We start from the raw sequence: 14,898 nt of genomic DNA on the forward strand, positions 1-14,898 counted from the left end.
GCGGATGCGAGGTGGGGCGGCCCGCCTGTCTTACAGCACGCGCTTGCGGATCTGCAGCACGATGATTTCCGCCACCGCGACCACCACCAGCACGGTGAACAGCACGAGCGCCACGCGGTCCCACTGGAACAGGTCGATGCAGGTGTTGAGCACGACGCCGATGCCGCCCGCGCCCACGAGGCCGAGCACGCCGGACTCGCGCACGTTGATGTCCCAGCGCAGCAGCGCCACCGACCAGAACGCGGGCTTGATCTGCGGCCAGTAGCCGTACCAGAGCTGCGCGAACTTGCCTGCGCCCGTGGCCTGCAGCGCCTCGATGGAGCCCTTGGGCGTCTGTTCCAGCGCCTCGCCGATCAGCTTGCCGACGAAGCCCACGGAGCGCAGCGCGATCGCGAACATGCCGGCGAGCGGCCCGGGGCCGAAGATGGCGACGAACAGCATGGCCCAGACCAGCGAGTTCACCGAGCGGCTGGCCACCAGCAGAACGCGCGCGATGAAGTTCAGCGTCCTGCTCTTCGTGACGTTGGGCGCGACCATCACGCCGAGCGGCAGCGCGAGGAACAGCGACAGCACGGTGCCGAGCGTGGCCATGTGCAGCGTTTCGGTCAGGCCCTGCAGCACGTCAGGCTGGAAGTAGGCCCAGTCGATCGGCCACATGCGGCCGAGCATGTCGCCCATCTGCTCGGGCGCGTCATAGAGGAACTCGGGAATCACCTCGATGTAGCGCACCGATTGCACGATGGCCCATACGCAGAAGATCCACAGCACATAGCGGAGCATGCGCTGGCCGAAGGTGAAGCGTTCCCACTTCGCGGGTGCGGCGGGGTGGAGTGTCGGCGCTGCTTCAGACATGGAGGGCCTTTCGCACGGCGTTCACGATGAGTTCCCCGGCCACGATGATCGCGATCACCGCGGCCAGGATCGTGCACACGAAGTTGTATTCATAGCGCAGGAAAGCGGCGAACAGCACGCCGCCGATGCCGCCCGCGCCGACGATGCCGACCATGGTGGAGTTGCGCAGGTTGGAGTCGAGCTGGTAGGTGGCGAAGCCCACGAAGCGGCTGATCACCTGCGGCAGCACGCCGAACAGCACCACGTTCATGAACGAGGCGCCGGTGGCCTTGATCGCCTCGATCGGCTTGGGCGAGATCTCCTCGATCGCATCGGCGAACAGCTTGCCGACGAAGCCGACGGTGGCCACGACCAGCGCCAGGATGCCGGCGAGCGGTCCGAAGCCGACGGCCTTCACGAACAGGATGGCGCTGATCACGGGATGCAGCGCACGGCACACGGCGATGAGCCCGCGGCCGAATGCCCGCAGCGGAGCCGGCGACATGTTCGAGGCGGACATCAGGCCCACGGGCAGGCTCAGCACGATGCCCACGGCGGTGGAGAGCACGGCGATCTGCATGGTTTCCTTGAGGCCTTGCCAGAGCTCGTCCATCTTGCCCATCTGCGGCGGAAACATCATGCCGATGAACTTTGCCGCCGCCGACCAGCCGTTCGCAAGGCGCTCGCTGTTCACCCCCATGCTGGCCAGCGCCCAGGCGCAGTAGGCCAGCAGCGCGAGCAGGACGGTGCGCTGCTGCCAGCCCATGCTGAACGGCTTGCGCTGTGCCGGGCTTGCCGATGCGGTCGCGGTGGCGTGCCTGTCCGTCATTCCAGCCATGCCTTGCCTCCGTAGATCTGTGTGAGGTGCTCCTCGGTCAGGCCGGCGGGCGCGCCGTCGTAGACGACATGGCCGCCGGTCATGCCGACGATGCGGTCCGCGAAGTTGCGCGCCAGCTCCACGTCGTGGATGTTGACCATCACCGGGATCTTGCGCTGGATGCCCTGCTCGCGTAGCAGCTGGATGATCTCGATGGAGGTCTTGGGGTCGAGCGAGGAGGTGGGTTCGTCGGCCAGCAGGACGGCGGGGCGCTGCATGAGCGCGCGGGCGATGCCGACGCGCTGGCGCTGGCCGCCGCTCAGGGCATCGGCACGGCGCGAGGCGAAGTCGCCGAGGCCCACCTCGTCGAGCAGCTGCTGCGCATGGATGAAGTCCTGTGCGTCGAACTTGCGCCGCCATGCGCGCCATGCGGAGAGATAGCCGAGGCGGCCCGTGAGCACGTTTTCCATCACGCTCAGCCGGTCGACGAGGTTGTATTCCTGGAACACCATGCCGATGTGGCGACGCGCGCGGCGCAGTTCACGGCCGCTGAGTTTCGCCATGTCGGTGCGCCGGCCCTCGATGTTCACCCAGATCTCGCCCGAAGTGGGATCGACGAGGCGGTTGATGCAGCGCAGCATGGTCGATTTGCCGGTGCCGGAGGGGCCGATCACGCAGGTCAGGCCGGACGCCGGGAGGGCGAGGTCGATCGATTTGAGGATCGGCTGGCCCGCGCGGTATTCCTTCACCAGGCTGCGGATCTCGATGGCGGCGTCGATGGTGGTGGATGGGGCTTGATTGCTCATGGGCAGGGTGCCTTCAAGTGCTTGTATCGTGTTCTTCGGAGCGGATTGCAAGGAGGTCGCCCCAAGGCGGCCCCCTTCAAATGACAACGCGGGCGGATGCTGCCCGGCAACATCCGCCCGCGTGGTTCAATCAGCCGTTATTTCTTCTGAGCGGCCTTGTCGAAAGCTTCACGCGTGAACGATTCGCCGGAGGCCTGGGCCACGGTGCGCACCAGCTCCCAATCCTTCTTGTAGGTGATCGGCAGGAAGCGATCGCCGCCCAGTCCCTTGGCCATTTCGGCGGGAACCTTGTAGTTGAAGAAGCAGCCCTTGATCTTTTCCTGTAGTTCGGGCTTCAGGTTGTAGGCGAACGCGTAGGCATCGGTGGGGAACATTTCGCTGGTGTAGAGCACCCGGAAGTCGTCCTTGCCGACCACGCCGCGCTCGGTCATGTGCTCGAGCACGTCGCTGGCCACCGGGGCGGCGTCGTAGTCGCCGGTCTTCACGCCGAGGATGGACTGGTCATGCTTGCCCGAGTAGACGACCTTGTAGTCCTTGTCGGGGGTGATGCCGAGCTTGGGGAACAGCGCGCGCGGCGCGAGGTTGCCGGAGTTCGACGACGGCGAGGTGTGGGCGATGCGCTTGCCCTTCAGGTCGTCGAGCTTCTGGTAGCTGCTGCCCTTCTGCACGATCATCTTCAGGTGCATGCCGACGGGGCCCTGGTCGTTGCCACGGATGGCGAACGGCACGGCGCCCGAGAGGTTCACGGCAAAGTTCACCGGACCGGGCGAGAATGCGGCGATGTGCAGGCGGCCCGAGCGCATGGCCTCGATCTGCGCGGCGTTCGACTGCACGGGGAAGAATACGACCTTCTTGCCCACGCATTGCGACAGGTGGCCCATGAACGGGCGGAACAGCTTTTCGTAGACGGAGGGGTCTTCCACCGGCGTGAAGGCAAACACCAGCGTGCTGGGGTCCTTGAGCTTCTTCGGGTCGGTGGGCGTGTCGGCCACGAGGTCCTTGTTGGCGTCGCAGAACTGCGCGTCGAGGTCGCCGCGGTGGGAGCATGCTTCGTCGGCGAATGCAGCGCCGGATGCGGCGAGCGCCACGCCCAGGAGGGCGGCGCGTGCGGTGAGGTTCAAGGCCATCTCTTATCCTTGTGGAATGGGTTGGTTGAATGATGGGATGCTCGGACTATAGGGAGCACAATCCGCGCGGTCGCCGGCTGGCTTTCGACTGGCTTGCGCTTGGCTTTCAAGTAGCTTTCAATATGGGAAAAAATTTCGTTACACGGGCGTTTGCCGAGGCGCATGGCGATTGCTGCGATGCAGCAATACGCACGGATGCATGGGGCTCCATGAAGGTGGCTTTGCCATGAAGGTGCTTCTGGTCGAGGATGACCTGGACCTGAGCGCCGCGCTCTCGCGCGTGCTCACGCGGCGCGGCATCCATGTCGAGCATTGCACCGATGGCGTGCAGGCGCTCGTGCACCTGGGGGCGGGGCAGTACGACGTGGTCATGCTCGACCTCGGGCTGCCGGTCATGGACGGCCTGCAACTGGTCTCGAAGGTGCGGGCCCGGGGCAATGAGGTGCCGGTGCTGGTGGTGACGGCGCGCGGCGCGGTGGGCGACCGCGTGGCGGGCCTGAATGCGGGTGCGGACGACTATCTGGCCAAACCCTTCGACCTGGACGAACTCGAGGCCCGCCTGCGTGCGTTGTGCCGCCGCGCAGGGGGCAACGCGGGCGAGATGCGCTGCGGCAGCCTGAGGGTGGAGCGCGCGTCGCATGTGGCCTACGTGGACGGACGGGCGCTCGAACTCACGCCGCGCGAATCGGCTCTGCTGGCGGCGCTGATGGAGCGTCCGGGCCATGCGGTGACGAAGGAGCGGTTGATGGCGCTGGTGTTTCCATCGGGGCAGGCCCCGCAGTCCGATGCGGTGGAAGTGGTGGCGCACCGTCTTCGCAAGAAGCTGCTGGACACCGACGTGCAGATCACGACGCTGCGCGGCGTGGGCTACCTGATCCAGCAAAGCCAGGACAGTGCCGGTGGCCGCGCGCCGCAGCCCTGATGCCGCGGCGTCGCGGGCGTTCTCGCTGCGCCGCAGGCTGCTCATCTGGATGGCGGTGCCATTGCTGGTATTCGTGCTGATCGACGCCTGGCTGAGCTATCGCACCGCGCTGCAGACCACGCAGACGGCCTATGACCGGCTGCTGGTGACGGCCTCCCATGCGCTGGGAGACATGATCCGGCTCGAGCGCGGCGAGCTCCAGGTGACGCTGCCCCATTCGGCGCTGGAGCTGTACTCCACCGATGTGCGCTCCGACCTGCGCGAGCAGCCGGGGCGCAGCCCGCTGCTGTATCGCGTGAACTTTCTCAATGGCGATTTTCTTGCAGGCGATGCGGCGCTGCCCGCTTACACCGGCCTGCCTCCGGTGAACACGGCCTATGCCTCGCGGCTGCAGTTCTATGACCGCCAGATGCCCGACGGAGAGCCCGCGCGTTTCGTGGCGCTGTGGCAGCCCGTGGAGTCCGCGGAGGGCATGCGCTACGTGGTGGTGCAGGTGGGTGAGTACGTCTCGTACCGCTATGCGATCGGGCGCGCGATTCTCTGGAACACGCTGGCCCGGCAGGTGGCGCTGCTCTTGCTCCTGCTGGTGGCGATGTGGGTCGTCGCCACCGTGGCGCTGCGGCCCCTGCGGGTGCTGGCGCGCTCGGTCGACCAGCGCAGTCCGGATGACCTCAAGCCGCTGTCCGCCGCATCGACGCCGGAGGAGGTCGGGCCGCTGCTGTGCGCGTTCAACGGGCTGCTCGCGCGCGTCGATGGCTCCCGGCAGCGGCAGCAGCGCTTCATTGCCGATGCCTCCCACCAGCTGCGCACGCCGCTGGCCGTGCTGCAGCTGCATGCGGAATCCGGCCTCAAGGGCGATGTGCCGGCGCACGAGGCCCTGGGCCACATTGCCGACACCACCGGGCGGACCAGCCGCGTGGTGCATCAGCTGCTGATGTGGAATCGTGCCCAGGGCGACCGGCATGACCCGGATCCATCGCGCGAACAGGTCGAGCTGCGCGGCTTGATGCAGGACGTGGCGGTGGAGCTCTCGCCGCTGCTGGCGCGCCAGCAGCTGGATTTCTCACTCGATGCCCCCGAGGCTCCGCTGCTCTGGACGGGCGAGCGGTGGATGGTGGAGGAAATCCTCAAGAACCTGCTGACCAATGCCATCCAGCACGCGCCGGCAGGCTCGGAGCTGGGCATGCGGTTGCGGAGCCTGGAAGGGAAGGGGTGCGAACTCGAGGTCTGGGACAGCGGCCCGGGGCTGGCCGCCAACGTGGCGCAGCGGCTGTTCGAGCCCTTCGTCACCGGTGGCGGCAAGGGCGCGGGCCTGGGTTTGGCCATCTGCCGCGACCTGGCGCTGGCGCTGGGCGCGCAGCTCAGCGTGTGTAACCGGGCGGAGGGAGCGCGGAGCGCGCAGGGCGGCGGGCCGACGGGTGTGAAGGCCGCGCTGCTGCTGCCGCCGCTGCCGCCTATGCCACGGCCGCCGGTTGCGGGCGCGTCATGAGCGCTGCAACTGCGCCTCGGCCTTGTCGGCCCAGAGCCGCAGGTTGTCGGTCAGGTCCTTCAGGCTGAACGAGCAGCTCTCCTCGGTGAACAGGGCGCCCGACTCGAGCCGATCGAGCAGTCCGAACAGCACCTCCGCGTAGCGGGCGGGCAGGGCCGCCAGCAGAGCCTCCAGCGAGCGGGCGCTGTCGCTGAAGCCATGCGGACTGAGGCTGCCGTCGGCCAGTTGCTGGAGACGTTCGCGAAGGCTCTGGAGTTCGTAGTGTGCGGTGTCGGACATGGCGGTTGCGGGGTGGAAAAGCCAACAAGCGTAACCGGAACAGGCCCATGTGCACGCGGGCCGGACGGTTTCGGAGAGAATCATGGCTATGAACGCGCTCAACATCGCTGAATATTCCCACGCTCTCGGAGTACAGGCCAAGGCAGCCTCTGCGCTGATGGCCAAGGCTCCAGCTGCTATTAAAAACAAAGCGCTCAAGGCCTTGGCCCGTCTGCTGCGCGAAAGCGTGGACGCGCTGCAGGTCGACAACGCCCGCGACCTCGAGCGCGCGCGCGCCGCGGGCCTGCCCGAGCCCATGGTCGACCGGCTCAAGCTGACCCCCAAGGTGCTGGAGACCTGCGCCGAGGGCTGCGAGCAACTGGCGGCGATGCCGGACATCATCGGCGAGATCCTAGGCATGAAGCAGCAGCCCAGCGGCATCCGCGTGGGACAGATGCGCGTGCCGATCGGCGTGTTCGGCATGATCTACGAGAGCCGCCCGAACGTGACCATCGAGGCCGCGAGCCTGTCGATCAAGAGCGGCAATGCCTGCATCCTGCGCGGCGGCTCGGAAGCCATCGATTCCAACAAGGCGCTGGCGCTGCTGGTCTCAAGGGCGCTGGCTGAAGCGGGCCTGCCCGAGCACGGCGTGCAGCTGGTGCAGACCACCGACCGCGAAGTGGTGGGCCAGATCATCGCCATGCCCGACTATGTGGACGTGATCATTCCACGCGGCGGCAAGGGTTTGATCGAGCGCATCAGCCGCGACGCGCGCGTGCCGGTCATCAAGCACCTGGATGGCAACTGCCACACCTATGTGGACGACCCCTGTGACATCGCCATGGCGGTGAGGGTGACCGAAAACGCCAAGACACAGAAGTACAGCCCCTGCAATGCCAGCGAAAGCCTGCTGGTGGCGCGCGGCGTCGCGGCGGAATTCCTGCCAAGGATCGGCGCCGTCTTTGCCGCCAAGGGCGTGGAGATGCGCGGCACGCCCGAAGTGCTGGACATCCTCAAGCCGGTGGCCGGAGCCACGCTGGCGCTGGCCACCGAGGCCGACTGGAGCGAGGAATACCTGGCCCCGATCATCAGCGTGAAGATCGTGGAGGGCGTGGACGAGGCGATCGCCCACATCAACAAGTATTCGAGCCATCACACGGACGCCATCATCACCACCAACCACATGCATGCACAGACCTTCCTGCGCGAAGTGGACTCGGCCAGTGTGATGGTGAATGCCAGCACGCGCTTTGCCGACGGCTTCGAGTACGGCCTGGGTGCGGAGATCGGCATCAGCACGGACAAGTTCCATGCGCGCGGGCCGGTGGGCATCGAGGGCCTGACCTCGCTCAAATGGGTGGTGCTGGGCGAAGGCGAAATCCGCAGCTGAGCTCATGAAAATCATCATTCTGGGAGCGGGCCGGGTCGGCGCGAGCGTGGCGGACAGCCTGGTTTCCGAGCGCAACGACATCACGGTCATCGACCAGGATCCGGCACGCCTGCGCGAGCTCGAGTCGCGCTATGACCTGCGCGGCGTGGTGGGCAACGGCATCGATCCCCGGGTGCTTGCCGAGGCGGGCGCCAACGACACCGATCTCTTGATCGCCTGTGCCGCGCAGGATGAGACCAACCTGGTCTGCTGCAAGGTGGCGCAGGTGATGTTCAACGTTCCCAAGCTCGTGGCGCGCGTGCGATCGTCGGGCCTGGACAAGAGCGACAAGCTGCTGGGCAAGGACGGCTTCGGCGTCGACCGGATCATCTGCCCTGAGGAGTCGCTCACGCGCTACATCGGCAAGCTGATCGAGTTCCCGGAGGCCATGCAGGTGCGCGAATTCGCCGGTGGGCGCGCATGCCTGGTGTCCGTGCGCGCGCGCGGCGGCGCTCCGATGGTGGGGCATCGCATCGGAGCGCTGCGGCTGATGGCACCCGACGTGGCCATGCGCATCGTGGGCATCTACCGTCGGTTCGCGGAGGAGCCCGACCGCTTCATCTCCTGCGACGGCTCGACCATGGTGGAGCCGGGGGACGAAGTGTTCGTGCTGTCCGGGCGCGAGCAGATCTCCGAGGTGCTGTCGTCCTTTCACCGCCCGAGCGGGCAGAATGCCCGGCCGGTGCGCCGCATCATGATGGCCGGCGGCGGGCGCGTGGCGCTGCGACTGGCGCGGCAGCTGACCCGGCAGGGCAGCCATCACATCAAGATCATCGAGATGAGTCCCGAGCGCTGCGTGGCGCTCGCGTCCGAGCTGCCGTCGGATGTGCTGGTCCTGCAGGGCGACGCGACCGATGAGGAATTGCTCGGCAACGAAAGCATCGAGGACGTCGACCTTTTCCTGGCCATCACCGGGGACGATGAGGACAACATCATGGCGAGCCTGCTCGCCAAGCGCATGGGAGCGAGCCGGGTGCTGGCGCTCATCAACCGGCGCAGCTACGCGGACCTGATGCACGGCACGCAGATCGACATCGCGCTGTCCCCGGCGCAGGCCATGCTCGGTGAGCTGCTGGCCTATGTGCGGCAGGGCGACGTGCAGGCGGTGCACAGCCTGCGCCGCGGCGTGGCCGAGGCGCTGGAGATCGTTGCGCGCGGCGATGCCAAGAGCTCTCGCGTGGTGGGGCGCAAGATCAGCGACATCCACCTCCCGCCCGAGGTCACGATGGGGCTGATCGTGCGCGGGCTTCCCGATCCGACGGAACCACAGGAGGAGGGCAGCGAGCCGAAGCAGCGGGAGGTGCAGGTGATCGTTCCGCGCAGCCACACGGTGATCGAAAGCAACGACCATGTGGTGTTCTTCCTGCCCAACAAGCGCCTGGTCAAGGACGTGGAAAAGCTCTTCCGCGTGAGTGCCACCTACTTCTGACCCGCAGGCACTGCCGAAACGCCCGCCACCCATCCGACCACCATGTCCGACATCCTGCCCGTCCTGCGATTGCTCTGCGCCCTGCTGGCGATGTTCGCCGGCGCGCTGCTCGTGCCGCTGTCGGCCTCGCTGTATGCCGACGACGGGCTCTGGCAGAGCTACGTGATCTCGATGCTGCTGACCTTTCTGGTGTCCGCCGTGCTGTGGTTCGGCACGCGCAAGTACCAGCGTGAACTCCTGCCGCGCCACGGCGTGCTGCTGGTGTCGATGGTGTGGGTCGTGCTGCCGCTGTTCGCCGCGGTGCCGCTGCTGCTGGTGTCCTGGCAGATCCACCAGCCCATGTCGTTCACACACGCCTATTTCGAAGCGGTGTCGGGGCTGACCACGACGGGCTCGACGGTCATGTCCAACCTCGATCAGCTGCCGCTGTCGATCAACATGTGGCGCACCTTCATGCAGTGGATCGGCGGCATGGGCATTCTGATCCTGGCGGTGGCCGTGCTGCCGCTGCTCGGCGTGGGAGCGAGCCAGCTGTTCAAGGCGGAGGCCGCGGGCCCCGTCAAGGACACCAAGCTCACCCCGCGCATGACGGAGACCGCCAAGGGGCTGTGGGGCGTGTACGTGCTGTTCTCGCTGTTCTGCGCGCTGGGCTACTGGTGGGCGGGCATGACGCCGGAGGACGCGATCATGCACATGTTCACAACCGTGAGCCTGGGGGGGCTGACGCCTCACGATGCGAGCTTCGCGTACTTCAAGTCGCCGCTGATGGAATGCATCGCCATCTTCTTCATGATGGCGGCCAGCTGCAACTTCGCGCTGTACTTCATTGCGTTGCGCAAGGGCAACTGGCGCGGCTTCTGGCGCGACATCGAGATGCGGGCGACGATGGCCACGCTGATCGGCGGTGGCCTGCTGGTCGCGCTGCTGCTCTGGTCCAAGGGCGTGTACGAGCCGTCCGACGCCCTGCGGATGGGCATGTTCCAGCTGATCTCCGTGGCCACCACCACCGGCTACACGACCGCCGACTACCTGGGCTGGCCCGTGTTCGTGCCGGTGTTCATGCTGATGCTGTCGGGCGTGGCGACCGGCGCCGGCTCGACGGGTGGCGGCATCAAGATGGCGCGGATGCTGATCCTGCTGAAGCAGGCCAAGCGCGAGATGACCCGCATCATCCACCCGGCGGCAGTGCAGCCGGTGCGGCTGGGGCAGGCGGTGGTGGACAACCACATGATCTTCTCGGTGCTGGCCTTCATGCTGATGTACGGCGCCACGGTGATCCTGCTGAGCATGGCGCTGCTGCTGACCGACCTCGATCCGCTGACGGCCTTTTCCGCCGTGCTGGCGAGCGTGCACTGCTCGGGGTCGGCAATGGGACGGCTGGGCCCGAGCTCGAACTACGCGGTGCTCACCGATTTCCAGCTGTGGGTCTGCACCCTGGGCATGCTGCTCGGGCGCCTGGAGATCCTGAGCTTCATCGCGCTGCTGACACCGACTTTCTGGCGGCGCTAGCCACGGCGTGCAGAGGCCGTCCGTGATGCATGTGTCGCGACCGGCGCCTGTTCTCATTGAGCTTGAATAAACGAGTCGCCTAAAATGTTTCGCCAACCCGCCTGAAGTCTTTTGCGAGGACATTGATGGTTCCCCATCTCATTACCGCCCTGACCGGGCCAATCAACGAACTGGAACAACGCATTCTGGATTCGATGCCGGCGATCGAGCGCTGGTTCCGCCTGGAATGGATGGAGCACACGCCGCCCTTCTATTCCTCCGTGGACATCCGGAATGCCGGTTTCAAGCTTGCACCGGTCGACACCAACCTGTATCCGGGCGGCTGGAACAACCTGACGGACCAGATGCTGCCGCTGGCGGTGCAGGCGGCCATGGCCGCGATCGAGAAGATCTGCCCCGAGGCGCGCAACCTGCTGATCATTCCCGAGAATCATTCGCGCAACACCTTCTATCTGGCCAACGTGATGCAGCTGCAGCGCATCTTCAACATGGCCGGACTGAATGTGCGCGTGGGCTCGATCAGCCCGGAGATCAAGAAGGCGACGACGGTGACGCTGCCTCACGGCGAGTCCATCACGCTCGAGCCGGTGATCCGCACCAAGCGCCGATTGGGATTGAAGAACTTCGACCCCTGCACCATCCTGCTGAACAACGACCTCTCCGCGGGCCCGCCGGGCATCCTGGAGGAGCTCTATGAGCAGTACCTGCTGCCGCCCCTGCATGCGGGCTGGAGCGTGCGCCGCAAGAGCCGCCACTTCCAGAGCTATGAAGAGGTCTCCAAGCGATTCGGCAAGATGCTGGGCATCGACCCGTGGCTGATCAATCCGTTGTTCACCAAGGTGGAAGGCGTCGATTTCAACGAAGGCATCGGCCTCGATGCGTTGCAGACCGCCGTGGACGCCACGCTCACCAAGGTGCGCCGCAAGTACAAGGAATATGGCATCAACGAGAAGCCGTGGGTGGTGGTGAAGGCCGACAACGGCACCTATGGCATGGGCATCATGACGGTGCGCGATGCCAAGGAGCTCGAGGACCTGAACCGCAAGACGCGCAACAAGATGGCCGTCATCAAGGATGGCCAGGTCGTGCACGACGTGATCGTCCAGGAAGGCGTGCTCACCCGCGAGCGCGTGCACGAAGCCGTGGCCGAACCGGTGGTCTACATGATGGATCGCTATGTGGTCGGCGGCTTCTACCGCATGCATGCCGAGCGTGGAACGGACGAGAACCTGAACGCGCCGGGCGCAAGCTTCGTGCCGCTGGCGTTCGAGCACAGCACGCACCTGCCGCAGCCGGGTGCGCGTCCCGGAGCCAGCGCTCCCAACCGGTTCTACATGTACGGCGTGATCGCACGCCTGGCCATGCTGGCATCCAGCTATGAACTCGAGGCGACCGACCCGAATGCCGAGGTCTACGACTGATATCGCTGGAAATCGTGTGAAGCGTGGATGAATGTCAAGTGGGCTGTGCGGTGGACCCCCGACATTCATTCATTGCTTGCGTCCAATCAAGGGCAGAGCAAAATAGCGACCATTGACCTACTTTTGATCGGCTTTTGACCCGCTTTTGAGGCGCTCGCGCCAACACTACGGCAAACAGCCAGATTCCCGTGCAAAACGCCAAATCCTCCCTCACATCGCTCACACTGGGCGCGATCGGTGTCGTCTATGGTGACATCGGCACCAGTGTCCTGTACACGTTGAAGGAGGTCTTCGGCTCGGGATACGTGCCGTTCACCCATGACAACGTCTACGGCATCCTGTCCATCCTGTTCTGGACGCTGACGCTGATCGTCTCGCTCAAGTACGTGGTGCTGGTGCTGCGTGCCGACAACAACGGCGAAGGCGGCCTGATCGCCATGCTGGCGCTGGCGTCGCAGGCGGTGAAGGACAAGCCACGACTGCGGTCGGTGCTGATGATGATCGGCATCTTCGGCACCTGCCTGTTCTATGGCGACGGGGTCATCACGCCGGCAATCTCCGTGCTGTCGGCGGTCGAGGGTCTGGAGATCGTCTCGCCGCACTTCACGAAGGGCGTCGTGCCGCTCACGCTGGTGGTGCTGATCCTGCTGTTCTGGTTCCAGAAGCACGGCACCGGCGGCATCGGCAAGTTCTTCGGGCCGATCATGCTGATCTGGTTCGCAAGCATCGCGGTCCTGGGCATTTGGAACATTTCACAGCACCCGACGGTGCTGCGCGGCCTGAGCCCGCACTATGCGCTGAGCTTCATCGCCAGCAACCCGGGCGTGAGCTTCGTGATTCTCGGGGCCGTGGTGCTCTGCGTGACCGGGGCCGAGGCGCTCTATGCCGACATGGGCCACTTCGGCCGCAAGCCGATTCGCCTGGCCTGGTTCAGCATCGCCATGCCGGCACTCACGCTGTGCTACTTCGGACAGGGCGCATTGATACTCGAGAATCCCGACGCGATCAAGAACCCGTTCTTCATGCTGGCCCCCAGCTGGGCCGTGCTGCCGCTGGTGGTGCTGGCCACCATGGCGACGGTGATCGCATCGCAGGCGCTGATCACGGGCGCGTTCAGCGTGACCAAGCAGGTCATCCAGCTCGGCTACCTGCCGCGCCTGCAGATCGAGCACACCAGCGTGCGCGACATGGGCCAGATCTACATACCGTTCGTCAACTGGAGCCTGTGCGTGGCGATCGCGCTGGCCGTGATGATGTTCCGCTCGAGCGGCAACCTGGCGGCCGCCTACGGCATCGCGGTGACTCTGGACATGACGATCACGACCGTGCTCACCTTCTTCGTGCTGCGCTTCGGCTGGAAGTACCCGCTGTGGATGGCGCTCGCTCCCACGCTGTTCTTCTTCTGCATCGACGTGACGTTCTTCGCCTCCAACCTGCTCAAGCTGTTCGAGGGCGGCTGGTTCCCGCTGACGATCGGCTTTGCGGTGTTCACGGTGATGATGACCTGGAAGCGTGGCCGGGATCTCGTCTACGACAAGCTGCATGCGGACGGTATCGACCTGCGCGACTTCCTGCAGATGGTGCTGCTGCAGCAGCCGCCGATCACGCGTGTCGCGGGCACGGCCGTGTTCCTCACGTCCGATTCCAAGGTGACGCCCACGGCGCTGCTGCACAACCTCAAGCACAACAAGGTGCTGCACGAGCAGAACATCTTCGTGACCATCGTGAACCACGAGGTGCCCTGGATCGGACTGGACAAGCGCGTGCAGATCGAATCGCTGGGCAGCGACTGCTGGAGCGTGAAGATCAACTACGGCTTCAAGAACGACCCCGACGTGCCGGCGGCGCTGCAGCAACTGCGTGGCCGCGGCTGCGAGGTGGAAAGCATGAGCACCAGCTATTTCCTGTCGCGCGACGTGTTCGTGCCGGGGGACAAGAACATCGGCATGGCGCTCTGGCGCCAGAAACTGTTTGGGCAGATGCACCACAACGCCGCAGGTGTGGCGGACTTCCTGCTGCTGCCCAGCAACAGCCTGGTGGAGCTGGGATCGAAGGTGGAAGTCTGAAGGCTTCCGGGCGGGCCTTGCCCGCCGGTGTGATCCCGTCATTTTTCCTGCGTCGCGCATCATCCTCTCCGGCGGGCTTTCTTCCGGACTCCGGGAAGGCGCGGCGCCGCAGTTGGTGAAAGACTCTCGACGATGCAATTTTTCAAGGATCTGACCCTCTCGGCCTTCGTTGCCGGATTCGTCTCGGTACTGGTGGGGCTGACAAGCTCGGTTGCCATCGTGTTCCAGGCGGCGCAGGCCTTCGGGGCGTCGCCGGCGGAGATCGCCTCGTGGATGTGGGCGGTGGGCATCGGCATGGGGCTGTGCACGCTCGTTCCCTCGCTGATCCTGAAGCAGCCGGTCATGGTGGCCTGGTCCACGCCAGGTGCGGCCGTGCTGGCCACGGCGGGCGCGACGGGGGCCTTCACCATGGGCGATGCGGTCGGCGCATTCATGGTGAGCGCGGCGCTCATCTTCCTGGCGGGCGTGACGGGATGGTTCGAGCGCGTGATGAGCAAGATTCCGCAGGAGATCGCCGCGGCACTGCTGGCGGGCGTGCTAGCCAAGTTCGGCATGCAGGCGTTCAATGCGGCCGAGACCGCCCCGGTGCTGATCGTTGCCATGCTACTGACCTATCTGCTCGCGCGGCGCATCCTGCCGCGCTACGCAGTGATGCTTACCCTGCTGGTCGGTGTCCTGTGCGCGGCGGCGCAGGGCAAGATGGACTGGTCTGCCATCCACTGGGATCTCGCCATGCCGGTATTCACCATGCCCACCTTCTCGGTGGCAGCGGTCATGAGCCTGGCGCTTCCCTT

13 protein-coding genes (1 of these 13 only partly in view) are annotated in these 14,898 nt (G+C 65.6%); 8 read left to right on the forward strand and 5 right to left on the reverse strand.

All coding sequences use genetic code 11. From position 1 onward, the window contains the following. Positions 1–30: 30 nt before the first annotated feature. The 4 genes from phnE (H9K76_RS22150) to phnD all read right to left on the reverse strand — a co-directional run bounded on the left by phnE (H9K76_RS22150) (position 31) and on the right by phnD (position 3,581). Positions 31–852, reverse strand: coding sequence for a phosphonate ABC transporter, permease protein PhnE (gene phnE / locus H9K76_RS22150; protein WP_187597407.1), 822 nt, complete (start codon positions 850–852; stop codon positions 31–33). After that, positions 845–1,669 (reverse strand): phosphonate ABC transporter, permease protein PhnE, encoded by an 825-nt coding sequence (phnE, locus tag H9K76_RS22155; protein ID WP_187597408.1) that lies wholly within the window; start codon positions 1,667–1,669, stop codon positions 845–847. The genes phnE (H9K76_RS22150) and phnE (H9K76_RS22155) overlap by 8 nt, the downstream gene beginning before the upstream one ends. Then, entirely contained in the window at positions 1,657–2,427 is a 771-nt protein-coding gene (gene phnC, locus H9K76_RS22160; protein ID WP_187600796.1) for a phosphonate ABC transporter ATP-binding protein, read from the reverse strand. Before phnC ends, phnE (H9K76_RS22155) begins: the two co-directional genes overlap by 13 nt. Before the next feature lie 164 nt (positions 2,428–2,591). Continuing rightward, positions 2,592–3,581: a phosphate/phosphite/phosphonate ABC transporter substrate-binding protein gene (phnD, locus tag H9K76_RS22165; protein WP_187597409.1), complete on the reverse strand. Its 990-nt coding sequence runs from the start codon at positions 3,579–3,581 to the stop codon at positions 2,592–2,594. 226 nt (positions 3,582–3,807) lie between these two features. Between phnD and H9K76_RS22170 the strand changes: the two genes are divergently transcribed. Both H9K76_RS22170 and H9K76_RS22175 read left to right on the forward strand, forming a co-directional pair. After that, positions 3,808–4,503, forward strand: a complete 696-nt coding sequence (locus H9K76_RS22170; RefSeq protein ID WP_187597410.1) for a response regulator transcription factor — start codon at positions 3,808–3,810, stop codon at positions 4,501–4,503. Continuing rightward, positions 4,481–5,992: a sensor histidine kinase gene (locus H9K76_RS22175; RefSeq protein WP_187597411.1), complete on the forward strand. Its 1,512-nt coding sequence runs from the start codon at positions 4,481–4,483 to the stop codon at positions 5,990–5,992. Before H9K76_RS22170 ends, H9K76_RS22175 begins: the two co-directional genes overlap by 23 nt. Here H9K76_RS22175 and H9K76_RS22180 read toward each other — a convergent pair. Continuing rightward, positions 5,987–6,271 carry a hypothetical protein gene (locus H9K76_RS22180; RefSeq protein WP_187597412.1) on the reverse strand — a complete coding sequence of 95 codons (285 nt, stop codon included), beginning with the start codon at positions 6,269–6,271 and terminating at the stop codon, positions 5,987–5,989. The two genes, H9K76_RS22175 and H9K76_RS22180, sit on opposite strands and share 6 nt — an antisense overlap. Before the next feature lie 88 nt (positions 6,272–6,359). On the opposite strand from H9K76_RS22180, the gene H9K76_RS22185 reads away from it, so the two are divergent. From H9K76_RS22185 to H9K76_RS22210, 6 genes are all read left to right on the forward strand, one after another. Then, positions 6,360–7,640 carry a glutamate-5-semialdehyde dehydrogenase gene (locus H9K76_RS22185; protein ID WP_187600797.1) on the forward strand — a complete coding sequence of 427 codons (1,281 nt, stop codon included), beginning with the start codon at positions 6,360–6,362 and terminating at the stop codon, positions 7,638–7,640. Between the two features lie 4 nt (positions 7,641–7,644). After that, entirely contained in the window at positions 7,645–9,108 is a 1,464-nt protein-coding gene (trkA, locus tag H9K76_RS22190) for a Trk system potassium transporter TrkA (RefSeq protein ID WP_187597413.1), read from the forward strand. A gap of 42 nt (positions 9,109–9,150) precedes the next feature. Continuing rightward, entirely contained in the window at positions 9,151–10,617 is a 1,467-nt protein-coding gene (locus H9K76_RS22195) for a TrkH family potassium uptake protein (RefSeq protein ID WP_187597414.1), read from the forward strand. 125 nt (positions 10,618–10,742) lie between these two features. Then, positions 10,743–12,038 carry a glutamate--cysteine ligase gene (gene gshA / locus H9K76_RS22200; protein ID WP_187597415.1) on the forward strand — a complete coding sequence of 432 codons (1,296 nt, stop codon included), beginning with the start codon at positions 10,743–10,745 and terminating at the stop codon, positions 12,036–12,038. Between the two features lie 188 nt (positions 12,039–12,226). Continuing rightward, complete coding sequence (locus tag H9K76_RS22205; RefSeq protein ID WP_187597416.1) at positions 12,227–14,104, forward strand: potassium transporter Kup; 1,878 nt, start codon at positions 12,227–12,229, stop codon at positions 14,102–14,104. A gap of 132 nt (positions 14,105–14,236) precedes the next feature. Further along, positions 14,237–14,898: the 5' portion of a benzoate/H(+) symporter BenE family transporter gene (locus H9K76_RS22210; RefSeq protein ID WP_187597417.1), read on the forward strand. 517 nt of this gene lie beyond the right edge of the window; the window shows 662 of its 1,179 coding nt (coding positions 1–662); it begins with the start codon at positions 14,237–14,239; the stop codon falls past the right edge of the window.

It is taken from the genome of Diaphorobacter ruginosibacter, from assembly GCF_014395975.1.
In the GTDB taxonomy this organism is placed as follows: Bacteria; Pseudomonadota; Gammaproteobacteria; order Burkholderiales; family Burkholderiaceae_C; genus Diaphorobacter_A; species Diaphorobacter_A ruginosibacter.

Bases quoted from the DNA above. Each gene is read 5' to 3' on its own strand.
- phnD (WP_187597409.1), bottom strand. From the start codon at position 3,581: ATGGCCTTGAACCTCACCGCACGCGCCGCCCTCCTGGGCGTGGCGCTC.
- H9K76_RS22185 (WP_187600797.1), top strand. From the start codon at position 6,360: ATGAACGCGCTCAACATCGCTGAATATTCCCACGCTCTCGGAGTACAG.
- H9K76_RS22180 (WP_187597412.1), bottom strand. From the start codon at position 6,271: ATGTCCGACACCGCACACTACGAACTCCAGAGCCTTCGCGAACGTCTC.
- H9K76_RS22195 (WP_187597414.1), top strand. From the start codon at position 9,151: ATGTCCGACATCCTGCCCGTCCTGCGATTGCTCTGCGCCCTGCTGGCG.
- trkA (WP_187597413.1), top strand. From the start codon at position 7,645: ATGAAAATCATCATTCTGGGAGCGGGCCGGGTCGGCGCGAGCGTGGCG.
- phnE (WP_187597407.1), bottom strand. From the start codon at position 852: ATGTCTGAAGCAGCGCCGACACTCCACCCCGCCGCACCCGCGAAGTGG.
- phnE (WP_187597408.1), bottom strand. From the start codon at position 1,669: ATGGCTGGAATGACGGACAGGCACGCCACCGCGACCGCATCGGCAAGC.
- gshA (WP_187597415.1), top strand. From the start codon at position 10,743: ATGGTTCCCCATCTCATTACCGCCCTGACCGGGCCAATCAACGAACTG.
- H9K76_RS22170 (WP_187597410.1), top strand. From the start codon at position 3,808: ATGAAGGTGCTTCTGGTCGAGGATGACCTGGACCTGAGCGCCGCGCTC.